The following is a 24154-nucleotide window of genomic DNA, read 5'->3' as shown; positions in this document are numbered from 1 at the left end:
CCCGAAGCCTGAGCGTCAGGCTCCGTCGAGCGGGCGCATGATTCGCGTCAGGAACCGCTGCGTGCGCTCGTGCTGCGGAGCGGTGAACAGCTGCTGAGGCTTCCCCTGCTCGACCACGACACCGCCGTCCATGAACAGCACGTGATTCCCCACCTCGCGGGCGAAGCTCAGCTCGTGGGTGACCACGGCCATGGTCCAGCCCTCGTCAGCAAGCTCCTTGATGACCACGAGCACATCGCCCACCAGCTCGGGATCGAGGGCGCTGGTCGGCTCGTCGAACAGCAGCAGGTCGGGCTTCAGCGCGAGCGCGCGCACGATACCGACGCGCTGCTGCTGCCCGCCCGAGAGCTCGTGCGGCCGAGCATCCGCCTTGTCGCTCAGGCCCACGCGGTCGAGCAGCGCCAGCGCCTCGGCGACGACCTCGGCCTTCGGACGGCCCTGCACCCGCCACGGCCCCTCGATGACGTTCTCGAGCACCGTGAAGTGCGGGAACAGGTTGTGGTGCTGGAAGACCATCGCCGAACGGTCGCGCAGCGCGAGGCGCTGCTGCTTCTTCACCCGAACCGGCACTCCGGTCGCTGCGAAGTCGATGTCCGGGCCGCCATCGACCTCGATCGTGCCGGCATCCGGCGTCTCGAGTCCGTTGAGCGCGCGCAGCACCGTCGTCTTGCCCGAACCGCTCGGCCCGATCAGCACGAGCACCTCACCGCGGTGCAGTGTCAGATCGATGCCCCGGAGCACCTCGTTGTCGCCGAAGCTCTTGCGGATGCCGCGCGCGGTGAGCAGCGGCTCGGCCGTCGACGCGGTGGCGGGGTCAGTGAGCGACACGACTGTCCAGCCTTCTCTCGAGAGCGCTCTGACCGAAGGAGAGCACCAGGCAGAGCACCCAGTAGACCAGCGCCGCCGTCAGGTACAGGATCATGAACTCGTACGTCGTCGACGCGATCTGCTGCGCCACCTTGAACAGCTCGGTCACGAGGATGAGCGACGTCAGCGATGTGTCCTTCACGAGCGAGATGAACGTGTTCGACAGCGGCGGCACCGACACGCGGGCGGCCTGCGGCAGGATGACGCGCGTGAGCGTGCGGGTGCGGTTCATGCCGACCGTGTACGCGGCCTCCCACTGCCCCTTCGGCACCGAGAGGATCGCGGCCCGCACCACCTCGGCTCCGTAACCGCCCACGTTGAGCGAGAGCGCGATGATCGCGCTCGGCCACGGATCGATGGTGATCCCGATCGAGGGCATGCCGTAGAAGATCACGAACAGCTGCACGAGCAGCGGCGTACCGCGGATGACCGAGATGTAGAACCGGGCGATGCCCGAGAGCAGCGGGTTGACCGAGATCCGCATCAGGGCTATCCCGATCGCGATCAGCAATCCCAGCGCGAACGATGCCAGCGCGAGCGGCACCGTCACGGTCAGCCCCGCCAGCGCGATGGGGCCGAGCGAGTCGAGGAACAGCTGCCAGGGGGACGACGGCTCCATGGGCTACTCGGTGACGTCTTCGCCGAAGTACTTGTCGCTGATCTCGGCCAGCGTGCCGTCGGCGCGGAGCTCCTCGAGCGCAGCATCCACCGCTTCGACCAGGCTCTTCTTGTCCTTGGTGAAGACGAAGGCCTGCTCGCCCGCTTCGTCGGTCTCGGCGGCGATCTTCAGACCCGTGGGGCTGTTGGTCGTCTCGTAGTCGAGGAACGTGAGCTTGTCGTTGATGGTCGCGTCCACGCGGCCCTGGCGCAGCAGCTCGACGGCCTGCGCCCAGCCCTCGACACCCTCGACCTTGGCACCCGACTCGGTGGCAAGGTCGTTCCAGTTGCTCGTGAGCGACTGCGCGGTGGTCTTGCCGTCGAGGTCGGCGAAGGACGAGATCGAGTCGTCGTCATCGGCCACCACGATGACGCCGGGCGAGACCGTGTACGGCGCGCTGAAGAGGTACTTCGCGGTGCGCTCGTCGTTGATCGTGACCTGGTTCGCGATGACATCGAAGCGGTCGGCGTCGAGACCCGCGAAGATCGCATCCCACTGCGTCTCCTCGAACTTCACCTCGAGGTCGAGCTTGTCGGCGACGGCCTGGATGATCTCGACGTCATAGCCGGTGAGGTCGCCGGCGCCGTTGTCACCGTGGAAGCTGAACGGTCGGTACGTGCCCTCGGTCGCGACGGTCAGGGTGCCGTCCTGCACCAGACCGAAGTCGGAGCCGCCGTCGCCGCTCGCGCTCGACTCCTCCGGTGCGCTCGATCCGCTGCAGGCGGTGAGCGCCGCAGCGGTGAGAACGAGTGCGGTGACGGCGATGAGTCGACGAGACATGGAGACCCTCCTGGGGTACGTGGTGCGCGTGCTGTGGCGCGATGCAGGGAACCCACCCACAGTACGCGCCCCCACCGGGCCGGGCCGCATCCGATGACGCCAGGTTTCGGATCCTGCCCCTCACTCCCGTGGCAGATGCTGTGGGTTCAGCAGTGTTCAACCCGCAGAAACTGCCACGGGAGCGAAGGTGGGGGGATGCAGAAACGCCCCCGCCGGGAGGCGGGGGCGTTTCGATGAGTCAGACTCAGATGGCGTTGACGTCCAGCGGGATGCCGGGGCCGAACGTGGTCGACACCGCACCCTTCTGGATGTAGCGGCCCTTCGAGCTCGACGGCTTGAGGCGCACGATCTCCTCGAGCGCTGCGTCGATGTTCTCGTTCAGCTGCTCGGCGGTGAAGGAGGCCTTGCCGACGACGAAGTGCACGTTGGCGTGCTTGTCGACGCGGAACTCGATCTTTCCGCCCTTGATCTCCTCGACGGCCTTGGCCGCGTTCGGGGTCACGGTGCCGGTCTTCGGGTTCGGCATCAGGCCACGCGGACCCAGGACCTTTCCGAGACGACCGACCTGGCCCATGAGCTCCGGCGTGGAGACGGCCGCGTCGAACGCGGTCCAGCCATCGGCGACCTTCTGGATGAGCTCGGCGCCGCCGACCTCATCAGCACCGGCGGCGATCGCAGCCTCGGCCGCGGGGCCGGTGGCGAACACGATGACGCGGGCGGTCTTACCGGTGCCGTGGGGCAGGATGACGGTGCCGCGCACCATCTGGTCTGCCTTGCGCGGGTCGACGGCGAGCTTCAGCGCGACCTCGACGGTCGAGTCGAACTTCGCCGAGCCGGTCTCCTTCGCGAGGGCGACTGCCTCGGACGGGGTGTAGAAACGGTCTGCCTCGATCTTCTCGACGGCAGCCTTGTAAGCCTTGGACTTAGCCATGATTATTCTCCTCAGCCCTCGACCGTGATGCCCATGGAACGGGCGGTGCCGGCGATGATCTTCGAGGCAGCCTCGATGTCGTTGGCGTTCAGGTCAGCCTGCTTGGTCTCGGCGATCTGACGGACCTGGTCCTTGGTGATCTTCGCGACCTTGACGGTGTGCGGGGTCGCGGATCCCTTGGGGATGCCGGCGGCCTTCTTGATGAGCTCCGCTGCCGGCGGGGTCTTCAGGATGAACGTGAAGCTGCGGTCCTCGTAGACGGTGATCTCCACGGGGATGACGTTGCCGCGCTGCGACTCGGTCGCGGCGTTGTACGCCTTGCAGAACTCCATGATGTTGACGCCATGCTGACCGAGCGCGGGGCCGATCGGCGGCGCCGGGTTGGCTGCACCGGCGTTGATCTGAAGCTTGATCAGGCCGGTCACCTTCTTCTTCGGTGCCATTCTCTTTCCTTTCTTCGAATCGGATGCCGAAGCGATCCGTTTCTCCCGCGAACCCGGCATCTCCGGGCTGCGGTCGTCTGCGCACCCTTCGACAAGCTCAGGGACCCATGCGGGTATCGCACAAACCACACAAGTCTACCCGATGAACGGGCGAGTCACCGACCCGGCCGCTTCTGTGCGAGCCGCCCCCTTGTGCGCGTTCACAAAGGGGCGGGTCGCACACAAAAGGGCGGGTCGCGGGCAATGTCAGGGAGACGGATGTTCGCGATACAGGGCGACCATCCGCTCGCCGAGAGCGCGGAGTGCGTCTCGTACCTCGGCGGGCTCGACGACCTCGGCGGCGCCGGTCCAGCCGGCCAGCTGCTCGGCGAGCGCATCGACGCGGTGCGCGCGCACCTCCATACGCACTCGTCCGGCATCATCGGGTGCCTCGTCGAGCATCCGCGCCTGCGCGCCGAAGCGGTCGGTGAGTGCCCTCACCGCCCAGGGCTCGACGTGCACGATCGCGCGTGCGGCGCCACGGAAGCCTTCGACGCGCTCGACCATCTCCGACCAGGCCCGGGCGCGGTCGAACCCGGTCGGGGCAGTCCCCCGCATGCTCAGCAGGCGCAGGTCGACGATCCGGTCGGCCCGATAGGTCCGCAGTCGCCCGGCGTCCGCGGCATCCGTCCGCGCCACGATCGGCGCGGCGATCAGGTACCAGCGCGGTCCCCTGCTGCCGACCATCAGCGGCACCAGCTCAGAGGTCTTCGATCCGGACGAGCCCTCGTACTGCAGCGCGACCCGCCACGATCCGGCGATCGCTCGCTGCAGCTCCGCCACCACCACGGGTGGTTCGTCGCCGTCGGTGATCCCCCAGGGCGCATCACGCACGGTCGCCGCTGCGACGCGCTGCGCGCCCTCCCGGAACGGCTCGGGCACTGCCCGGACCAGCTTGCGCATCGCGGCGATCCGCTCCGGCGTCGCTGCGCCGCTCTGCGTCAGCGCGACGAGCAGCGAGCTGACCTCGCTCTGGGTGAGGCCGGTGAGATCGGTGCGCGCTCCGCCGATCAGGCGCCATCCTCCACCTCTCCCCCGGGTCGGATAGATCGGGACTCCCGACATCGCGAGAGCCTCGAGGTCTCGACGGGCGGTCGGCACGGAGACCTCGAGCTCCCTGGCGAGTTCGGAAGCCGTGATCTGCGGCTTGCCCTGCAGGAAGAGCAGTGCCTGGATGAGGCGGTCGGCGCGAATCTCGAACTCTTTTCTGAAGTGATCAATAGGTGATCACTTCAGACGAAAGCATAGAAGTATCAGCCGCTCAACCGAAGGAGAAATCATGTTCCGTGGTCTCGCAAACCTCAACCTCGTCGCCGAAGACATGACGGCCGCCGTCGCCTGGTATGCGGAAGTCTTCGGCTCCCCGCCCTACTTCGTCCGCCCCGAGCAGGGTCCCGTGCAGTACGCGGAGTGGCGCTTCGGCGATGACGACGACGAGCTCGCCCTGATGGATGCGCGCTTCCGTCCGGCCCTCGCCCAGCCGGGCGGTGCGCTGATGAGCATCCACGTCGACGACGTCCGCGCGACGTTCGATCGCCTCATCGAGCTCGGCGCCACGGCGTTCGACCCGGTCACCCAGCGCGGAGAGGGCTGGTGGTCGGCATCCGTCAGCGACCCGTTCGGCAACCTGCTGGGTCTGATCCAGAGCCCCCACTGGGCCGCTCAGCACGCTGACTGACCCTCGACGCAAGAACGGCCGCCCCGAAAGGGACGGCCGTTCTCGTGCGTCTGGGTGTCAGACCATCTTGGTGACCTGGTCGAACGACAGCTCGACCGGGGTCTCGCGCTCGAAGAGCGAGACGAGGACGGTGAGCTTGCCGCTCTCCGGCTTGATCTCGCTGATCGAACCCGGAAGACCCGCGAACGAGCCCTCCTTGATCGTGATGGTCTCGCCGACCTCGAAGTCGACCTCGGCGGGAAGCGTGCGAGCGACGGCGACGCCGCCCTTCGACGCGATGTTCTTGGCGGTCGGGAGGTCCTTGACCTCGACGAGGGACTTCAGCATGTTGAAGGCCTCTTCGAACCGCAGCGGCGTCGGGTTGTGAGCGTTGCCCACGAAGCCGGTGACGCCCGGAGTGTGACGGACGACCGACCAGGTGTCTTCCGTCAGTTCCATGCGCACGAGCACGTAGCCCGGGATGCGCACGCGGGTGACCATCTTGCGCTGGCCGTTCTTGATCTCGACGACGTCCTCCATCGGGACCTCGATCTGGTAGATCTCGTCCTCGACCTCGAGCGTCGACTTGCGCTGCTCGATGTTCGCCTTGACCTTGCGCTCGAAACCGGCGTAGGAGTGGATGACGTACCACTTGCCCGGAAGCATGCGGAGATCCATGCGGAAGGCCTCGTACGGGTCTTCCTCGGCGTCCTCGTCCTCGTCGGCGGCGTCCTCGTCGGAGGCGTCCTCGTCGGAGGCGTCGGCCGCCTCTTCAGCCTCTTCCGCCTCGACGGCGGCGGCCACGGGGTCATCCGCGTCGTCGGCGTCGACGACCGGACGGTCGTCCTCGCCGTTCACGTCGGGACCGTCGTAGGGGGTGACCTCTTCGGCCTCGGCGGCCTCGTGCTCGGCCGTCTCTTCGGCGACCGCGTCGTTGAGGACCTCGGCTGCTGCTTCGGTCTCGGCGGCTTCGTCCAGGTTCAGGGCGTCGTTCACGATGGCGTCGGCCTCCGGGTCGTCGATGTCGATGTCGAGGTCTTCCGTGGAGTCGTCGTCACCGTCTTCGTCTTCGACGTGGACGGCGACGTGCTCAGCCGAGGTGACCGAGAGTTCCTCTGCAGCGAGGACGTTGCCCTCCTGGGCTTCGTCTTCCTCGCTGGACTGCTCTGCGGCGGTCGCCCAGTCGGCGTCGTCGGAATATCGTTCAGACACGTTGTTTCTTCTCCATAGCTGCGGCGTGAGCCGCGGGCGTCATCAGCCGGGGATTCCGAACACCCAGTGCGTCACGTACGCGAACAGCGTGTCCAAGCCGTAGACGATGCCCATGACGATCACGACGAAGATGAGCACCACACCGGTGAACTTGAACAGCTCCTTGCGCGTCGGAGTGACGACCTTGCGCAGTTCGGAGATGACTTGACGGAGGAACAGGGCGATACCCGCGAAGAAGCCGAGCTTCTTCTCACGCGTGCCGCCGGCCGCGACCAGCTCGCCGCGAGGGTCTTCCTGATCCATCCTGAATGTACCTTTCGTGTGTCAGCGTTGCGCTGACGCGCAGGGCGGACAGGAATCGAACCTGCAACCTGCGGTTTTGGAGACCGCTGCTCTGCCAATTGAGCTACCGCCCTAGAGACCGGAGAGTCTCGGGGTGTTCCCTTCATCCTGCCACCGGACTGTGATCGGGAGACCCCAGGCACGGCGAAAGAATGCAGACAACAACTGCTGATCCAGCATACGGCATCCTCCGGACGAAGCCGAACCGGGCCAGGCTCGGTGTTGTTGTTAGGCTCGGCGAGCGGATGCAGTGGGAGGGAGCGCCGGTGAGCGCTGAAGTGCAGCAGTTCCAGGTGGACCTGCGCGGAGTCGTCGACCTGCTCAGCAGGCACATCTACTCCAGCCCCCGGGTGTATCTGCGGGAGCTTCTGCAGAACGCCCGCGACGCGATCACGGCCCGCCGCGAGGTCGACGGCGGGGGCGGCCGCATCCGGATCACCCCGCTGACGGCGGAGAACGGCGAGTTCGTGCTGCGCGACGACGGCGTCGGCCTGACCGCGTCCGAGGTGGCGGATCTGCTCGCGACCGTCGGCCGCAGCTCGAAGCGCGACATCTTCGACCTGCCCCGCAGCGACTACCTCGGCCAGTTCGGGATCGGGCTGCTGAGCTGCTTCATGGTCGCCGACACGATCGTCATCCGCACCCGGAGCGCCCGGGGCGGAGCATCCGTCGAGTGGACCGGCAGCGCCGACGGCACCTTCCAGGTCGCGGAGCTCGACGAAGAGCTGCCGATCGGCACCAGCGTGCACCTCGTGCCCCGCTTCGACGCCGACGAGCTGCTGCGGCCCGCGGCGGTGCGGGAGCTGGCGACGACCTTCGGGGAGTTCCTTCCGGTGCGCGTCACGATCGACACCGTCGGCGGCGACCAGGACATCACGAGAGACCCGCCGTTCCTCGACGCGGCCGAAGACCTCGAGGCGGCGGTGCGGTACGGCCGGGACCTCCTCGGCGCGAGCCCTCTCGACGTGATCGAGCTGAGCGAGCCGGCCACCGGTACCCGTGGCCTCGCTTACGTGCTGCCCTATGCCCCGCCGCCCGGAGCCCGGCAGGCGACCCGGATGTACCTCGGACGGATGCTGCTCTCCGAGCGTGTCGACGACGTGCTGCCCGATTGGGCGTTCTTCGTGCGGGCGGTCATCGACTCCACCGGGCTCGCCCCCACCGCGAGCCGTGAATCGCTGGTGGAGGATGCGGCGCTGGAACGGGTCCGCGAACAGCTCGGCGCCGGCATCCGCCGCTGGGTGCTCGAGCTGGGTCTGCGCGAACCGCACCGTCTCGCGCAGTTCGTCGCGGTGCACGAGGTGGGCCTCAAGTCGCTGGTGCGCCACGACGAGGAGCTCGCCCGGTTCATCACCCGCTGGCTCACGGTGGAGACCACGCACGGGACCATCCGGGTCGGCGACCTCGTCGAGCGGTATCCGCACATCCGCTACGCGCAGACCGTCGACGAGTTCCGGCAGGTGGCCGGCATCTCGCCCGCCGACGAGGTGCTCGTCAACGGCGGCTACCTGTACGACGCCGACCTGGTGCGGATGCTGCCGGAACTGCATCCGCACGTCTTGGTCGAGCAGGTCGACGTGACCGGCGAGCTCGACCGGCTCGACCCTCCGCCGCTCGATGACCGCGACGCCGCCGTCGCCCTGGAGGCCCGCGCGGGTGCCGTGCTCACGGCATCCGACTGCTCCGTCGTGGTGCGTTCGATCGACCGCCCGGATCTCGCGGCGCTGTACGTCGCCGACCCCGAGGTGCTGCGGGCGATCGACCGCAGCCGCACCAAGGGCATCACCGGAGCGCTGTGGGGCGGCGTGCTCGATCGCATCGACCAGACGTTCTCGTCCTCCCGCGAGGAGGACCTCAGTGCGCGGCTCTGCCTGAACTGGTCCAACCGCGTCGTCCGCGCCCTCGTGCGCGTGCAGGACGACGCCGTCTTCGCCCGCACCGTGCAGCTGCTCTACATCCAGGCGCTGCTCGCCGGACACCATCCGCTCAGCGACGCCGACCGCGCGCTGATGACCACTGCGCTCTCCGATCTCGTCTCGCTCTCGGCCGGACTCGAAGGGGACACCATCCCCTTCGACGAAGCCCGCTGACCCCTCCCTCGAAGGAACCCCGCCATGGCACGACCGAAGAAGCGCTTCCAGCAGCTGATCGAGGAGATCGACCGCACGCCCTGGGGGCCGGCCGAGCAGGCACTGGTCTCGGAGGCGGTCGCGCTGGCCGTCGAGATCGGCGACGACCGGCTCGAGTACGAGGCGCGCATGCGGCAGACGGCCTCCGCCAACATGGGCGGCGCGACCGACGTGATGCTCAACTCCTTCGCCTGGTGCCTGGCGCATCATGACGCCGACCCGCAGCGCTTCCCCGCCGACCTCGACAACGGCGGCGCCGACCTGATGTGGCAGTTCAAGTGGATGGCCTCCTCGCTGCGCTCCTCCCCCGCGTTCTCGCAGGAGCAGATCGCCGCGGTGCTCGACGACATGGAGACGCACTACCGCGCTGCCGGTCTCGGTGTGAGCGGCGTGCTGACGGCGCGTTTCGAGGACGCGCTGGGATGCCGGTCGCTTCGACGACGCCGAGAAGCTCCGCGTGCAGCTCGACGCGACCCCGCGCGACGACCACAGCCACTGCGACGCCTGCGGGCGCAGCCAGTTCGCCGGGTTCTTCGCCGAGACCGACCGCGATGAGGACGCCATCCGCCTCGTCGAGGAGATGATCGAGGGCGGGTTCTCCTGCGGTGAGGAGCCCGAGCATGCGCTGTCGCGCGTGCTGCTGCCCTACCTGCGCGCCGGCCGCTTCGACGAGGCGAAGACGGCGCACCTGCGCAGCTACCGGCTCGCGAAGGACAACCCCGACAACCTGCGCATCGTGGCGAACAACATCGTGTTCGCGGCACTCACCGGCAACGAGGCCCGCGCGCTCGCGATGGTCGAGCGGCACATCGCGTGGCTGGGGCACGACGGTCTGAACGTGGACGCGCACTTCGCGGCGCTGGCGGCGTTCGCGGTCGCTCTGGACCGGGTCACGGCCACCGGTCATGGCGAGACGCCGGTACGCGGTGCCGAGGCGGCATCCCTCGTCCCGTTCTTCGGCGAGCACGACGGCGTCTGGAACGCGGCCGACCTCGCAGCATCCGCCTGGGCCGCGGCCGAGCGGATCGGTGCCGAGTTCGATCGGCGCGACGGCACCGACGGTCATGCCCGGAGCCTGGCGCGCATGCGGGCGCTCGAGGCGGAGAACTATGATGTGCCGATCCGCTCCGACGCCTTCGTCCCGCAGGCGCCATCGTCCACCCCGACGGATGCCGAGGGCTGGTTCGACCGCGCGATGCAGCTCGCCCAGTTCGGCGCGGAGCACGAGACGCTCGAGGCTCTGCCGCACGCCCTGGAGGTCGACGACCCCGCGAAGCTCGCGCAGCTCCACTCGATGCGGCTCGGCATCCTCATCGCGCTCGACCGTGCCGACGAGGCTCTGACGGTGCTCCCCGAGCGGATCGCGGCACTGCGCGCGGCCGGGCGGCACGAGCAGGCCGACCTCGAGGAGCGGCTGGGATTGGCGACGTTCGGCGCGAACACCGCCGAGACGAAGGCGGCCCTGGAGGACGAGCTCGGCGCGGCCGGTGCCGCGCTCCCGACGTGGTCGCGCGGTGACCTGGCGATCAGTCGCGCCTCCCTGCACCTGCAGGACGACGAGCCGGATGCCGCACTCGACCTGGCCGAGGTGGCGGCGCGCGCCTTCGCGGAGGCCGAGGACATCCGCCTGTCGAACACGACGACGCTGGTCGCGATCTCGGCCGTGCTGAGCAAGGGCGATCTCGAGGCCGGCGCCTCGCTGCTCGACCGGTTCCTCGAGCAGGACGACCTGAGCGCGGGCCACCGCGCGCAGGCGCTCCAGACACGTGCGCGCGTACGGGGCGGGGGCGGGGCCTACGACGACGGTGCGACGGATGCCGATGAGTCATGCCGTCTTCTCGCCGAGCTCGGCGCCACGCGGGCCCTCGCCGAGGCGCATCTGCTCGCCGGCGCTCTCTGGGAAGACGCGGACCAGCCCGAGAAGGCCGTGTCCCGCTACCGGCTGGCCGCGCGACTGGGCGAAGAGGGCGGCGACTCCACCGCGGTGAACTTCCGCCTCGCGCGTGCGATGCTGCGCGCCGGAGACGCGGAGGAGGCAGCCGAGCTGTTCGGCGAGGTGCTGCAGCAGGAGGACCAGGCCGAGGTCTCCCCCGGCTCACGGGCGGTCACCGCCTCTCTGCTCGCCAGAGCGCTCGGCGCCGCCGGCGAGTTCGGACAATCGGTCGGCGCGCACGGATACGCGGCTCAGCTGTTCGGCGAGGCCGAGGAGCACGCCGACCAGGCGATGGCGATGACGGAGCAGGCCAAGATCCTCGCGCGATTCGATGAGAACGACGACGCGATCTCGCTGCTGGAGGCGGCTGCGGAGATCGTTCGGAAAGCGCCGGATGCCGCGGGCGCCCTCACCGAGGTGCTGCACAGCCTCGGGCAGGCGTACGGCGGCCGCGGAGACGAGCGCGCATTCGGCCTGTTCGACGAGGTCGCGGCCCTCGCGCAGGAGCACGAGGCGCACTGGCTGCTGGCCGATGTGACGGATTCCCGCGGCCGGGCTCTCGCCCAGCTCGGCCGGATCGACGAAGCGGTGGCCGCGGCGCTGACCGCGGCCGACGGATTCGCCGGGCTCGGCGACACCGGGGCGGCCGGCGGCTCCGAGCTGTTCGCGGCCCGCGTGCTCGCCGGGAACGAACGCCCCGCTGATGCAGTCCCGGTCTACCGCAGCGCCCTCGAGCACGGCGCGGAGCACCCGCCGCTGCGACAGGTCACCGCGCTCGAGTTGGGCGACGTCCTCGAGGCACTCGGCCGGACCGGCGAGGCCGCCGAGGTGCGGGCGCTCGCCGACAGCTGAGCGCCCCCGGTTCCTGAGCGAGCGCAGCGAGACGAAGGACGTCAGAACAGCTGACGCCAGTTCGCCTTGGCGAGGTCGAGCAGCTCGTCGCCGCGCCCCGACATCACGGTGCGGATGGCGTACAGCGCGAACCCCTTGACCTGCGCGGCCTCGATCGCCGGCGGCATCGACAGCTCCTGCCGCTCGGTGACGACGTCGAGCAGCGCGGGCCCGTCGTGGGCGAGGACTTCGCGCACAGCATCCGGCAGGTCTTCGCTGCGCTCCACGCGCCGCGCGAAGATGCCCATCGCCTCCGCGATCGCCGCGAAGCTCGGGTTCTCGAGGCCTGTCCCGTACGTGACGAACCCGGCCGCCTTCATCTCCAGCTCGACGAAGTTCAGCGAGGAGTTGTTCACCACGATCGTCTTCACCGGCAGCTTGTTCTGGGTGAGCGTGATCAGCTCGCCGAGCATCATCGACAATCCGCCGTCTCCGGCGAGCGCGACCACCTGGCGGTGCGGATGCGCGACCTGCGCGCCGATGCCGTGCAGCAGGGCGTTCGCCATGGAACCGTGCGTGAAGGATCCGATCAGGCGTCGGTCCTCGGTCATCGAGAGGTAGCGCGCGGCCCACACGGTGGGCGAGCCGACGTCGGCGGTGAAGATGGCGTCGTCGTCGGCCTGCTCGTTCAACAGGCGCGCGAGATACTGCGGATGGATGGGCCGCTTGCCCTTCGCCGGCACCGCCAGCTCGTCGAGCTTCGCCCGGGTCTTCCGGTAGTGCGCGGTGGAGTCGTCGAGGTGTCCGCGGTCGTCGCGCGACGCGAGCCGCGGGAGGAGGGCCTCGGCCGTCGCCCGCACATCGCCGACGAGTCCCAGGTCGAGCGGATGCCGCTTGCCGAGCTGTGATCCGCGGATGTCGACCTGGATGGTCGTGGCGTTCTCGGGATAGAACTGCTCGTAGGGAAAGTCGCTTCCGAGCACCAGGAGCGCGTCAGCGGCTTCCATGGCGCGGTAGCCGGACGCGAAGCCGAGCAGCCCCGTCATGCCGACGTCGAACGGGTTGTCGTACTCGATGAACTCCTTGCCGCGGAGGGCGTGCACGATCGGCGCCCCCAGCCGATCGGCGAGGGCGACGACCTCGTCATGCGCTCCTTCGACACCGGCACCCGCGAGGATCGTGACCTTCTTCGCCGCGTTCAGCAGCGTCGCCGCCTTGTCGAGCTCTGCGCCGCTCGGCACGATGACCGGGCGGGCGCGCTCGATCACGACGGCGCGGTCGTCGGCGATCTCGGCGAGCGCGACATCGCCGGGGATCACGAGCACGGCGACGCCGCGCTGCTCGATGGCGGCACGCATCGCGATCTCGAGGAGTCGCGGCATCTGCTTCGGGTCGGCGACGTACTCCACGTAGACGCTGCACTCGCGGAAGAGCTCCTGCGGGTGGGTCTCCTGGAAGTAGCCGGTGCCGATCTCGGTCGTGGGGATGTGCGCGGCGATCGCGAGCACCGGCACGCGCGACCGATTCGCGTCGTACAGGCCGTTGATGAGGTGCAGGTTGCCGGGACCGCAGGAGCCTGCGACGACGGCGAGCTCGCCCGTGGTCGCGGCATCCGCAGCGGCGGCGAAGGCGGCGGCCTCCTCATGACGAACGTGCACCCAGCGGATGCTGCCGTCCTTGCGGATCGCGTCCGTGAAGCCGTTCAGCGAGTCGCCGGGGAGCCCGTAGACGCGCTCGATCCCGTTGGCGTGCAGAGTCTTGACGATGTTCTCAGCGACGTTGGCCATGATTCGACCCTACGCCCGCCCGACGACAGCGGATCGGGCGCGCCCTTCGTCTCGTCGCTGCGCTCCTCGCTCAGGAACCGAGACTTCCGGTTCCTGAGCGAGCGCAGCGAGACGAAGGACGCGCCCCGAACGCTCAGCCGATGCGGATGAGCTTCTTGTTCACGAACTCGTCAGCCGCCAGGTGGCCCAGCTCACGCGCCGTGCCGCTGCGCTTGACTCCGCCGAACGGCAGCTCGGGGCTGTCGGCGAGCACCAGGTTCACGTAGACCATGCCGGCCTCGATCTTGTCGGCGACGCGCTCGGCCTGCTCGGCATCCGTCGTGAAGACATACGAACCGAGCCCGAAGGTCGTGTCGTTCGCGAGCGTGACCGCCGCGTCCTCATCGGCCACGCGATACACGACCGCTGCCGGGCCGAAGAGCTCTTCGCGGTAGACGTTCATCTCGGGCGTCACATCGGCGAGCACGGTCGGCGCGAAGAAGGCTCCCTCACGGGTTCCTCCGGTGAGCAGCGTGGCACCCTGCTCGACGGCCTGGTCGATCTGCTTCTGCAGGTTCTCCGCCGCCGTCTCGGACGACACCGGCCCGAGGACCGTGTCGTCGAGCGTCGGATCGGTCGCGGTCACCGCCGCCATCGCCGCCGTGAACTTCTCGACGAAGGAGTCGTAGAGGCCGTCGACGATGATGAAGCGCTTGGCTCCGTTGCAGGCCTGGCCGTTGTTGTCCAGACGCGCGTCCACGCCCGCCTGCACGGTGGCATCCAGGTCGTCGGTGGAGAGCACGATGAACGGGTCGGATCCGCCGAGCTCCAGCGCGACCTTCTTCAGGTTGCGACCGGCGACCTCGGCCACAGCCGCGCCCGCCCGCTCGGAACCGGTGAGCGAGACGCCCTGCACGCGCGGGTCGGCGATCATCGTCGCGATCTGCTCGTTCGTGGCGAGGACGCTCTGGTAGGCACCCTTCGGGAAGCCGGCGTCGTGGTAGATCGCCTCGAGGGCCGTCGACGACTCGGGGCACTGCGGCGCGGGCTTCAGCAGGATCGTGTTGCCCACGATCAGGTTCGGGGCGGCGAAGCGCACGATCTGGTACGCCGGGAAGTTCCACGGCATGATCCCGACGAGCGCGCCGAGCGACGAACGGCGGATGATCGCCGACCCGTCGCCGAGGATCGAGATCGGCTGGTCCGCCATGATGGCCTCGGCCTGATCGGCGTAGTATTCCGCGATGTCGGCCGCGAAGTCCACCTCGCCGAGAGCCGCCTCTCGGGGCTTGCCCATCTCGCGCACGAACACGTCGGCGAGCTCCTCGCGGCGCTCCCGGTGCAGTTCGGCCGCGCGGCGGAGCAGAGCCGCACGCTCCTCGACGGTCGATGAGCGCGACCACTCGCGGTGCGCCTCGTCGGCGGCGGCGACCGCCTCGTCGATCTGTGCGTCGGTGAACGTGTCGAAGGACGCCAGGGTCTCTCCGGTGGCGGGGTTGATGACGGCGTAGTCGGTCATGTTTCGTCCTCTCGTTCGGATGCCGGTCAGGAGACGGGGATCAGCGTGTACTTCGTCGACAGGTACTCGTGGATGCCCTCGAAGCCGCCCTCGCGCCCGACGCCGGACTGCTTGACGCCTCCGAAGGGAGCCGCGGCGTTCGAGACCACACCCACGTTGAGGCCCATCATGCCGGTCTCGAGCCCATCGATCATCCGCTGGCCGCGCTGCAGGTTCTCGGTGAAGACGTACGAGACGAGCCCGTACTCGGTGTCGTTCGCGAGGCGGACCGCCTCTTCCTCGGTCTCGAAGGTCGCGATGGCGAGCACCGGTCCGAAGATCTCCTCGCGGAGGATCGCGGATCCCGGCACCACGTCGGTCAGCACGGTGGGCTCGTAGAACGTTCCGGTCCCCTCGACGGCCTTGCCACCGGCGAGCAGCTTCGCTCCACGGTCGACCGCGTCGCCGACGAGCTCGCCCGCCTTGGCGACGGCATCCGCATCGATGAGCGGTCCGATAGCGACGCCGTCTTCCGTGCCGCGCCCGATCTTCATCGCGTTCACGCGCTCGGTGACCTTGCGCGCGAACTCCTCGGCGACGGATGCCTGCACGATGAAGCGGTTCGCCGCCGTGCACGCCTGACCGATGTTGCGGAACTTCGCCAGCAGCGCGCCCTCCACGGCCTTATCGAGATCGGCATCCTCGAACACCACGAACGGGGCGTTGCCACCGAGCTCCATCGACACCCGGAGCACGCCCTCGGCGGCCTGGGCGATGAGCTTGCGGCCGACCTCCGTGGAGCCGGTGAACGACAGCTTGCGCAAACGCGGGTCGGCGATGATCGGCGCCGACAGCGCGCTCGACTTCGAGGTCTGCACGACGTTGACGACACCGGCGGGGAGACCCGCCTCCTCGAGCAGCTTGGTGAAGAACATGGTCGTCAGCGGAGTGAGTGCCGGGGGCTTGATGACCACGGTGCAGCCGGCCGCGAGCGCGGGCGCGATCTTGCGTGTCGCCATCGCGAACGGGAAGTTCCACGGCGTCACGAAGAACGACGGTCCGACCGGACGCTGCGACACGACCATGTGGCCGGTGCCCTCGGGATTGATGCCGTAGCGGCCGCTGATGCGCACGGCCTCCTCGCTGAACCAGCGGAGGAACTCGCCGCCGTATCCGACCTCACCGCGCGCCTCGGCGAGCGGCTTGCCCATCTCGAGCGTCATCAGCAGCGCCAGGTCCTCCTTGTGCACCTGCACGAGGTCGAACGCCCGGCGCAGGATCTCGCTGCGCACCCGAGGCGCCGTCGCCGCCCACGAGTCCTGCGCGGCGACCGCGGCGTCGAGCGCCCGCTTGCCGTCGACGGGCGTCGCGTCCGCGATCGTCCGGATGACCTTCCCGGTCGCCGGGTCCTGCACGTCGAAGGTGCCGCCGGTCTCGGCATCCGTCCACTCGCCGCCGATGAAGAGGCCGGTGGGGATGCTGTCGAGCAGCGCCTGCTCGGTCTGAGTGCTCATGGGTTCTCTTTCTGTGGGGAGTTGCGGGTCAGCGACGGCGGCGGCTGGGCGGGGCGTCCATGCTCAGCGTCTCGCCGCGGAAGAAGGCGGGGCGGGCGAACCGCTGCCAGATCATGATCACGACGCCGACGAGGATGATCGTCACACCCAGCACGAACACGAGGCCGAGACCTCCGACGCTGGAGCCGCTGCCGTACGCCGGGTCCATCGAGTCGATGAGGGTCGTCACGAACAGCACCGCCAGGATGCCGCCGCCGACGAGCGGGAACAGGAACGTGAAGAAGAAGCTCCGCGCCGAGTCGAACCACTGCTTGCGGAAGTACCACACGCACGCGAACGCGGTGAGGCCGTAGTAGAAGCAGATCATCATGCCGAGCGAGAGGATCGTGTCGGTGAGGACGTTCTCGCTCACGAGGCGCATGACGGCGTAGAACGCGGACGCCACGACGGCGGCCACGATCGTGGAGTAGCCCGGCGTGAAGAACCGCGGGCTCACCTGTGCGAACTTCTTCGGCAGCGCGCCGTAGTGCCCCATCGCGAGGAGCGTGCGCGCGGGTCCCACCGCCGTCGATTGGAGAGATGCCGCCGAACTCGAGAGCACCGCCAGCGAGACGAGGAATGCGAGCGGTCCGAGCACCGGATCCGACAGCGCGAAGAACACGTTCGCGGAGATGTCCTCGTTCGCGAGTCCGAAGGCGCCGGTGCCGACGCCGGCGAACATGATGAGTCCGATCGACAGCAGCAGGTACAGGGTGACGACGACGAACACCGTGAGCATCGCGGCACGGCCGGGGGTCTTGTCGGGGTCCTTGGTCTCCTCGTTCATGGTGAGGACGACGTCCCAGCCCCAGAAGATGAAGATCGACAGCGACAGCCCGGCGGCGAAGGCGCTGAACGACGGCACCTCGAACGGGTTGAACCACGCCCAGTCGAATGCCGTGGGCTCCGGCGCCCCGCCGGACACCGCCTTGATGATCGCGACGACCGCGAAGACCACGAGCACGACGAGCTGGAACGTCACCAGGATGTACTGGAACTTCTGGGTCGTCTGCATGTCGCGGTACGACACCAGGGTCGCGCCGAGCATGAACAGCAGACACACGACCACGTTGATGATCGGGTTGAACGCGAGGTCTGCGATCTCGGCGTTGCCGGTCAGCTGGGCGATCAGGAGGAAGAGGAACTCCACCGCGATGCCGGCGAGATTCGACAGCACGATGACGGTGGCGGCGATCAGCCCCCACCCGGTCATCCACCCGATCCACGGGCCGAAGGCGCGCACGCCCCAGGTGAACGAGGTGCCGGAGTCGGGCATCACCCGGTTGAGCTCGCGGTAGCCGAAGGCGGTCAGCAGCATCGGGATGAAGCCGACCAGGATGATCGCCGGCACCTGGGTGCCGACCTCCGCCACGGTCGGGCCCAGTGACGCGGTCAACGTGTACGCGGGAGCGATGGTGGAGACGCCGATCACGACGGCGCCGAGCACGCCGACGGCGCCGGCCCTCAGGCCCTTGGTGGAGATGCCGGTGGTGACACCGGATTCGGGCTCCGTCGCCCGATTCGTGCTGCTCATCAGCGGACTCCTGCTTCGGCGCGGGTGCGCGGGACGACGATCATCGGGACGGGCAGCTCGTGCAGCATCTTCGCTGCCGTGGAGCCCAGGAACAGCCGGCGCGGCTGTGCGAGCCGGCTGGAGCCGACGAGGATGACCTCGCCGGGGAGCCAGGAGAGGTTCGCGACGGCGTCTTCGACGCTGTCGCCCGGTGCCTTCTCGACAGCGGCGGTGCGGCCGTCGGGCAGCAGTTCGGAGGCGACGGCGAGCACCTCCTGCGAGTGCTCGTCGCCGACCAGGCGGATCGCGCCGGTGTCGAGCCCGGGAGGAACGTCGAAGGGCACGAGGGAGACCAGCCGCAGGTCGACCCCGCTGTCACCGGCGAGCGACACCGCCTCATCGAGGAGCGCATCCGCTCCCGGACGGGTGCCGACGGCGACGGTCACGCGCGGGAGCACATGATCGTCCTGTTGCGCGCATCCGGCCGGCGCGAGGGCGACCGGGATCGTCGAGGAATGCAGCAGCTCGGAGGCCACGCTGCCGAGCCGGTGCCGACCGAAGATGCCGCCGCCGGCTGCGCCGACCACGATCACGCGGGCGTCGAATTCCTCACCGGCGGCGATGAGCCCCTCGGCGAACGACTCGGCGAAGCGCACGTGCCCGGTGCGGGTGAGCTGCTGCGGGAGACGCACCACGGCGTCGGCGAGCCACTTCTTCGCCTGACCGCGGATGTGCTCCTCGTAGGCGCGCTCCGGCGGCACCGCGGCGTTGCGCGTGCCCTCGTTCGGCAGCACGATCACCAGGTGCAGCGTCGCGTCGAGGCTGCGGGCGAGCCGGGCGCCGAGGGCGGCGGCATCCGCTCCGCTGTCCGTCGCGGTGTACCCGACGACGACCGAGCCGGTCATCAGCCGCGGCTCTCGGCGGGAGCGGCGTCGCGGATGGCGTCGACGATGTTCGCTGCGGCGAGCTGCCCCATCCGGATCGCGCCGTCCACGTGCTGGTATCCGGCGCCGGCCAGGTCGCTGCAGGCGAAATGGATCGGGCCGACGGGGGTGCGGAGGTCCGCGCCGTAGCGGTGCAGACCGCCCATGTCGAAGCTCGCGGCGTACGCACCGCGGGTCCACTCCTCGGTGCCCCAGTCGCTCTCGTAGTACACGACGGGGTTCTTCGCCTCGTCGCCGTAGTAGTGCGACAGCGATTCGAGGATGCGCTCCTTGCGCTCCTCGGCCGAGAGTTCGAAGACGCCGTCGGCGTTCGCGTCGGAGACGAACCCGACGAGCGTGCCGCGGTCGTCGCCGTGGTTGGTGTTGTCGTACGCCTCGTGCACCAGCTCGTAGGGGCTGAAGGCCGTGGCGCTGAGACCCTGCTCACGCCAGAAGGGCTTCTCGTACACGGCGTGCACCTTGATCACGAAGCCCATCGAGAGGTGCTGGTGCATCTGGTGCTGTCGGCGCGGGAGCGGGGGCACGAAGGAGATGCGGCTGTACAGCACCGGCGCGTGCGCGAGGATCGCGTAGCGAGCGCTGACGGTGAGGTCGTCGGTCGTGGCGCGGACGTACTCGGTCCCTGAGCCCGTCGAAGGGCCCCATTCGAGGCTCCGCACCGGCTGGTTCAGCAGCACATCGTCGCCCAGGCGCTCGGCAAGTCGCAGCGGCACCTGCTGCAGGCCTCCGACGACGCGCTTGTCGAGGATGAAGTCGGCGTCGACGAGGTTCGAGTACGACCCCGCGGATGCTGCCATCAGCAGCGACTGCAGGAGAGAGAAGGAGTGCGTGGGCTTGGTCAGCATCGCGCTGCCGGTGGCGAAGGCCAGGTTGCGCACGGCCTCGTCGTCGTCGGTCTGGGCGCGCAGCCAGCCGTCCCAGGTGACCGTGTCCCACTCCTCGGCCCGGGGGTGCGCCCAGGGGCGGTCCGGGTCGATCTCGGCGACCATCGCATCGAGGCGCTCGGTGATCTCGGCGATGACCGCCTCGGTCTCGGGCGAGACAGGGAACATCTCGCCGGTGAAGCGGTGCGACTGGCCGTCGGGGCCGACGTACACGCTGTCGCCCTCGCGGTAGCGGCTGTACGTCTCGAGGCCCAGCTCCTCGATGGCGTCTTTGAGAGCATCCTGGTCGGGAGAGACCCACTGCCCGCCGATCTCGAGCATGGCGCCCTCGATCACATCGGTCCACAGGCGCCCGCCGACGCGGTCGCGCGCCTCGAGGACGGCGACCGAGAGTCCGGCCCTGCGCAGGTCGTTCGCGGCCGTGAGGCCTGCGGCTCCGGCGCCGATGATCAGTACGTCGCGGGTGATCTCAGCCATGTGCAACTCCTTCGTTGGGGGGATGAAGTGCCGGTCGCGACCCGCAATCCCCCGATTCAGGGTCGCGACCGGACGTGTGTGTCGTCAGTGGGCGGCGAGCGCCTCGGCGACGACGTCGAGGCCTTCGTTCAGCAGCTCGTCGCCGATCGACAGCGGCGGGAGGAAGCGGATGACGTTGCCGTAGGTGCCGCACGTGAGCACGATCACGCCCTGGGCGATGCACGCCTTCGCGACGGCGGCCGTGAGTGCGGCATCCGGTGCATTGGTCTCGGGGTTCACGAACTCGGCGGCGATCATGGCTCCGTGACCGCGGATGTCGCCGACGCGGGCATCACCGGCCTGGAGGGTGCCGAGGCGCGCAAGCAGGATCTCGCCGATCTCGCGGGCCCGCTCGATGACGCCGTCGTTCTCGAAGACGTCGATCGCGGCGAGCGCCGCAGCGCAGGCGATCGGGTTGCCGCCGTAGGTGCCGCCGAGGCCGCCGGCGTGCGAGGCATCCATGATCTCGGCGCGGCCGGTGACGGCGGCGAGGGGCAGGCCGCCCGCGATGCCCTTGGCCGTCGTGATCAGGTCGGGCTCGATGCCGAAGATCTCGCTGGCGAACATGTGTCCGGTGCGGGCGAAGCCGGTCTGCACCTCGTCGGCGATGAAGACGACGCCGTTCGCGCGGCACCAGTCGACGATCGCCGGGAGGAAGCCTTCGGCCGGGACGATGAAGCCGCCCTCGCCCTGGATGGGCTCGATGATGACGGCGGCGAGGTTGTCGGCGCCGATCTGCTTCTCGAGCTGCAGGATCACGCGGGCGGCGGCCTCGGGGCCGGCCAGTCCGTCGCGGAACGGGTAGGACATCGGCGCGCGGTAGACCTCGGGCGCGAACGGACCGAAGCCGCTCTTGTACGGCATCGACTTGGCTGTGAGCGCCATGGTCAGGTTCGTGCGGCCGTGGTAGCCGTGGTCGAAGGCGACGACGGCCTGGCGACCGGTGTGCTTGCGGGCGATCTTGATCGCGTTCTCGACGGCCTCGGCGCCCGAGTTGAACAGGGCGCTCTTCTTGGCGAAGTCACCGGGGGTGACCCGGTTGAGGGCCTCGGCGACCTCGATGTAGGACTCGTACGGCGAGATCATGAAGCAGGTGTGCGTGAACTGCGCGGCCTGCGCGGCGACGGCGGCGGCGACCTTCGGGTGGGCGTTGCCCACGGTCGTCACGGCGATGCCCGAGCCGAGGTCGATCAGCGAGTTGCCGTCGGCGTCGACCACGACGCCTCCACCGGCGGCGACGGTCGCGACCGGGACGGTGTGCCCGACGCCTGCCGCGACGGCATCCGCCTTGCGGGCGAGGATCGCGGCCGACCGAGGGCCGGGGAGTTCGGTGACGAGGCGTCGCTCCTGGGGGAGTTCGGGTCCGCCGAGGGGAACTGCAACAGCTGCGGTGTCGAGGAGAGCCATGTTCGCGAGCGTACGGCGGCTCTGAACCCTCCCGCACTCGCCGGCTTGTACAATCTGGGGAGAGATGTCGCCCGACTGTACAACGGAGGAGTGCGGATGGCCGTCGCCGAGGATCCGACGCTGCGTGCGCTCCTCGGCCGGCGCGACCTCGGTCTCTCCCTGGTCTCCCGTGAAGATGAGCTCCCGGACGGCTCGCTGGATCGCGCGCTGCGCTGGGTGCACAGCTCCGACCTCGCCGATCCCACGCCATTCCTGTCCGAAGACCTCGCGCTCCTCACGACCGGCACGCAGTTCGACGATGCGGTCGACGTCGACACCTACGTCGGGCGCCTCGCCGACCGGGGCGTGCTGGGACTCGGGTTCGGCAGCGAGGTGCATCGAGCCGGCATCCCGGACGAGTTGGTGACAGCCTGTGCGGCAAACGGGATGCCGCTGTTCGAGGTCCCTTACCGGACACCGTTCATCGCTGTCGCCCGCGCGCACTCCGAGGCCATCGCCGCGCAGGCATACGCCCGACGATCGTGGGCGCTCGACACGCAGCGCGCCCTCGCCCTCGCGGCACTCCGCCCCCGCGGCCTCGACGCGACCATCGCCGAACTCGGCCGGCGCCTCGATGCCTGGGCGGGGATGTTCGACGCGGCGGGGGCGCTTCTCGTCTCACATCCGCGCGATGCCGTCGAGACGCACGCGCTCGACGAGCTCGGCGAGCGGGTGATCGACATCCTGACCCGCGGACTCGAGGCCGGCCAGTCGCTCACTCTCGAGGACCACACCTTCATGCTCTTCACGGTCGGCCGTGGCGGTCATCTCCGCGGAGTCATCGCGCTCGAGGTCGACGTGCTCGACTCGGAGGCCCGCTCGGTCGTGACATCGGTCATCGCGATGGCGGGACTCGCGCTCGAGCAGAACGAGCAGCTGGCGCGCAGCCGCCGCCGTCTGCACGCTCAGCTGCTCGGGTCTCTCCTCGCCGACGATCCCGGGCTCGCCCGGCGTGTGCTCGGTGGCCTCCCACCCGCTCCTGTCGTGGTCGCGGTGGCGGCGGATGCACCGGCCGGCCCGCTGACGGACTGGTGGGAACGGCAGCGCTCCGACCACGGCACGCCCTTCTTCGTGGCCGAGACCGAGGACGGCATCACCATGTGCGTGTCCAGCGACGACGAACCGCTGCTCGACGAGGTCGCGTCCCGCTTCGGCGTCCGCATCGGGATCTCCGACCCGGAGGGATACGACGCGTTCGCCCGCGCACACGCCCAGGCCCTGACCGTGCTGCGCCAGCGGGCCGAGCACGGCGCCGTGCGTTACTCCGACACCGTGGGCTCCAGCATCCTGACCGCGCTGGCCACCGACGAGGCGCGGCTCGTCGCCGAGTCACGACTGGCACCGCTGCGCGAGCACGACGCGCGCACCGGCGCCGAGCTCGAACGCACGCTGCGCACCTGGCTGGAGCATGATGCCCGAGCCGAGCCGGCGTCCGCTGCCCTCGGCGTGCACCGTCACACGCTCCGCTCGCGGATCGCCCAGGCGGGCGACCTGCTCGGCGGCGACCTGTCGTCGTTCCCCGCACGCGCCGAGCTCTGGACGCTGCTGCAGACCGCCCGCGATTGATCAGGACGGATGGGCGGGGTTCAGATACTGCTGCACGAACTCGTCGAACAGCGGGACCATGTCGACGGTCTCGTCCAGCAGCCACTGCAGCTGGATCCCGTCCATCACGGCACTGATCAGGCGGGCGGCGAGCGCGGGGTCGATGTCGTCCCGCACCTCGCCGGCTTCCTGACCGCGGCGGAGGATCTCTTCCGCCTCCTCGGCCCGAGTGCGGTAACGAGCGGCGAAGTCGGTGTGCGAGGGATGCTCCGGGTCGGTCGCCTCCGCCGAGACGATCGCGTACAGCGAGGTGAGCCCTCGAGAGGTCTGGTTGTGGGCGACGACCCGCTTCGCCTGCCCGATCAGCGTGTGCTCCGCGGGATCGCCGGCAGCATCGCGCACCTTCTCATCACGCTGACGGAGCACCTCGGCGAAGAGCTCCTCCTTGTCGGCGAAGTGATGCAGCAGGCCGGCGGGCGTCACTCCGACGCGCTTGGCGATCTCCCGCAGGGATCCGCCATGGAATCCCGTGCGGGAGAACACCACGAGTGCTTCGTCGACGATCGCCTGCCGTCGCGCCTGACCTGTGGCGTAGGACCCTCGCGGCCCACGACCCGCCGCGGGCTGATCGTCCGTGACCACTGCGCGCTCCTGTCCTCGGCGTGGC

21 protein-coding genes and 1 tRNA gene are annotated in these 24154 nt (G+C 69.2%); 5 read left to right on the top strand and 17 right to left on the bottom strand.

Annotated elements, in window-relative coordinates; all coding sequences use genetic code 11:
- Nucleotides 1-15 precede the first annotated feature (15 nt).
- From QFZ21_RS17730 to QFZ21_RS17705, 6 genes are all read right to left on the bottom strand, one after another.
- Nucleotides 16-828 carry an amino acid ABC transporter ATP-binding protein gene (locus tag QFZ21_RS17730; RefSeq protein WP_307380170.1) on the bottom strand — a complete coding sequence of 271 codons (813 nt, stop codon included), beginning with the start codon at nt 826-828 and terminating at the stop codon, nt 16-18.
- On the bottom strand, nt 815-1486 hold the full coding sequence (locus QFZ21_RS17725) for an amino acid ABC transporter permease (RefSeq protein WP_307380168.1): 672 nt from the start codon (nt 1484-1486) through the stop codon (nt 815-817). Before QFZ21_RS17725 ends, QFZ21_RS17730 begins: the two co-directional genes overlap by 14 nt.
- Before the next feature lie 3 nt (nt 1487-1489).
- Nucleotides 1490-2305, bottom strand: coding sequence for an amino acid ABC transporter substrate-binding protein (locus QFZ21_RS17720; RefSeq protein WP_307380167.1), 816 nt, complete (start codon nt 2303-2305; stop codon nt 1490-1492).
- A gap of 244 nt (nt 2306-2549) precedes the next feature.
- Nucleotides 2550-3236, bottom strand: a complete 687-nt coding sequence (gene rplA / locus QFZ21_RS17715) for a 50S ribosomal protein L1 (protein ID WP_307380165.1) — start codon at nt 3234-3236, stop codon at nt 2550-2552.
- An 11-nt stretch (nt 3237-3247) separates the two neighbouring features.
- On the bottom strand, nt 3248-3679 hold the full coding sequence (gene rplK / locus QFZ21_RS17710; protein WP_223622146.1) for a 50S ribosomal protein L11: 432 nt from the start codon (nt 3677-3679) through the stop codon (nt 3248-3250).
- 246 nt (nt 3680-3925) lie between these two features.
- The gene (locus QFZ21_RS17705) at nt 3926-4894 is read right to left on the bottom strand and encodes a YafY family protein (RefSeq protein ID WP_307381340.1); all 969 of its coding nucleotides are present in this window, start codon (nt 4892-4894) and stop codon (nt 3926-3928) included.
- Nucleotides 4895-4997: 103 nt separating this feature from the next.
- On the opposite strand from QFZ21_RS17705, the gene QFZ21_RS17700 reads away from it, so the two are divergent.
- The gene (locus QFZ21_RS17700; protein WP_307380164.1) at nt 4998-5396 is read left to right on the top strand and encodes a VOC family protein; all 399 of its coding nucleotides are present in this window, start codon (nt 4998-5000) and stop codon (nt 5394-5396) included.
- Between the two features lie 57 nt (nt 5397-5453).
- On the opposite strand, the gene nusG is transcribed toward QFZ21_RS17700, so the two are convergent.
- From nusG to QFZ21_RS17685, 3 genes are all read right to left on the bottom strand, one after another.
- Nucleotides 5454-6587 carry a transcription termination/antitermination protein NusG gene (gene nusG / locus QFZ21_RS17695; protein WP_307380162.1) on the bottom strand — a complete coding sequence of 378 codons (1134 nt, stop codon included), beginning with the start codon at nt 6585-6587 and terminating at the stop codon, nt 5454-5456.
- Between the two features lie 42 nt (nt 6588-6629).
- The gene (gene secE / locus QFZ21_RS17690; RefSeq protein ID WP_307380161.1) at nt 6630-6890 is read right to left on the bottom strand and encodes a preprotein translocase subunit SecE; all 261 of its coding nucleotides are present in this window, start codon (nt 6888-6890) and stop codon (nt 6630-6632) included.
- Between the two features lie 40 nt (nt 6891-6930).
- Nucleotides 6931-7003 (bottom strand) — tRNA-Trp (locus QFZ21_RS17685).
- A gap of 171 nt (nt 7004-7174) precedes the next feature.
- Between QFZ21_RS17685 and QFZ21_RS17680 the strand changes: the two genes are divergently transcribed.
- From QFZ21_RS17680 to QFZ21_RS17670, 3 genes are read left to right on the top strand one after another with little or no spacing between them, the layout of a single operon-like run.
- The gene (locus tag QFZ21_RS17680; RefSeq protein ID WP_307380159.1) at nt 7175-9019 is read left to right on the top strand and encodes an HSP90 family protein; all 1845 of its coding nucleotides are present in this window, start codon (nt 7175-7177) and stop codon (nt 9017-9019) included.
- A gap of 24 nt (nt 9020-9043) precedes the next feature.
- Nucleotides 9044-9613, top strand: coding sequence for a hypothetical protein (locus QFZ21_RS17675; protein WP_307380158.1), 570 nt, complete (start codon nt 9044-9046; stop codon nt 9611-9613).
- A complete protein-coding gene (locus QFZ21_RS17670) occupies nt 9516-11843 on the top strand; it encodes a hypothetical protein (protein ID WP_307380157.1) in 2328 nt (775 codons plus the stop codon). Before QFZ21_RS17675 ends, QFZ21_RS17670 begins: the two co-directional genes overlap by 98 nt.
- A 41-nt stretch (nt 11844-11884) precedes the next feature.
- On the opposite strand, the gene poxB is transcribed toward QFZ21_RS17670, so the two are convergent.
- The 7 genes from poxB to gabT all read right to left on the bottom strand — a co-directional run bounded on the left by poxB (nt 11885) and on the right by gabT (nt 21903).
- Complete coding sequence (poxB, locus tag QFZ21_RS17665) at nt 11885-13609, bottom strand: ubiquinone-dependent pyruvate dehydrogenase (RefSeq protein WP_307380155.1); 1725 nt, start codon at nt 13607-13609, stop codon at nt 11885-11887.
- A 133-nt stretch (nt 13610-13742) separates the two neighbouring features.
- Nucleotides 13743-15107 (bottom strand): NAD-dependent succinate-semialdehyde dehydrogenase, encoded by a 1365-nt coding sequence (locus tag QFZ21_RS17660; RefSeq protein ID WP_307380154.1) that lies wholly within the window; start codon nt 15105-15107, stop codon nt 13743-13745.
- A 26-nt stretch (nt 15108-15133) separates the two neighbouring features.
- On the bottom strand, nt 15134-16600 hold the full coding sequence (locus tag QFZ21_RS17655; protein WP_307380153.1) for an NAD-dependent succinate-semialdehyde dehydrogenase: 1467 nt from the start codon (nt 16598-16600) through the stop codon (nt 15134-15136).
- A 28-nt stretch (nt 16601-16628) separates the two neighbouring features.
- Nucleotides 16629-18173: an APC family permease gene (locus QFZ21_RS17650; RefSeq protein WP_307380151.1), complete on the bottom strand. Its 1545-nt coding sequence runs from the start codon at nt 18171-18173 to the stop codon at nt 16629-16631.
- The gene (locus tag QFZ21_RS17645; protein ID WP_307380150.1) at nt 18173-19057 is read right to left on the bottom strand and encodes a universal stress protein; all 885 of its coding nucleotides are present in this window, start codon (nt 19055-19057) and stop codon (nt 18173-18175) included. The genes QFZ21_RS17650 and QFZ21_RS17645 overlap by 1 nt, the downstream gene beginning before the upstream one ends.
- Nucleotides 19057-20457: an NAD(P)/FAD-dependent oxidoreductase gene (locus QFZ21_RS17640; RefSeq protein WP_307380148.1), complete on the bottom strand. Its 1401-nt coding sequence runs from the start codon at nt 20455-20457 to the stop codon at nt 19057-19059. The genes QFZ21_RS17645 and QFZ21_RS17640 overlap by 1 nt, the downstream gene beginning before the upstream one ends.
- Before the next feature lie 84 nt (nt 20458-20541).
- Nucleotides 20542-21903 carry a 4-aminobutyrate--2-oxoglutarate transaminase gene (gene gabT, locus QFZ21_RS17635; RefSeq protein WP_307380146.1) on the bottom strand — a complete coding sequence of 454 codons (1362 nt, stop codon included), beginning with the start codon at nt 21901-21903 and terminating at the stop codon, nt 20542-20544.
- 96 nt (nt 21904-21999) lie between these two features.
- Between gabT and QFZ21_RS17630 the strand changes: the two genes are divergently transcribed.
- Nucleotides 22000-23508, top strand: coding sequence for a PucR family transcriptional regulator (locus QFZ21_RS17630; protein WP_307380144.1), 1509 nt, complete (start codon nt 22000-22002; stop codon nt 23506-23508).
- Here the strand turns inward: QFZ21_RS17630 and QFZ21_RS17625 are convergent, their stop codons facing one another.
- Nucleotides 23509-24129, bottom strand: coding sequence for a TetR/AcrR family transcriptional regulator (locus tag QFZ21_RS17625; protein ID WP_307380142.1), 621 nt, complete (start codon nt 24127-24129; stop codon nt 23509-23511).
- Nucleotides 24130-24154 lie beyond the last annotated feature (25 nt).

Source organism: Microbacterium sp. W4I20 (genome assembly GCF_030816505.1).
Lineage (GTDB): Bacteria > Actinomycetota > Actinomycetes > Actinomycetales > Microbacteriaceae > Microbacterium.
This window is presented reverse-complemented; position numbering and strand designations above follow the sequence as displayed.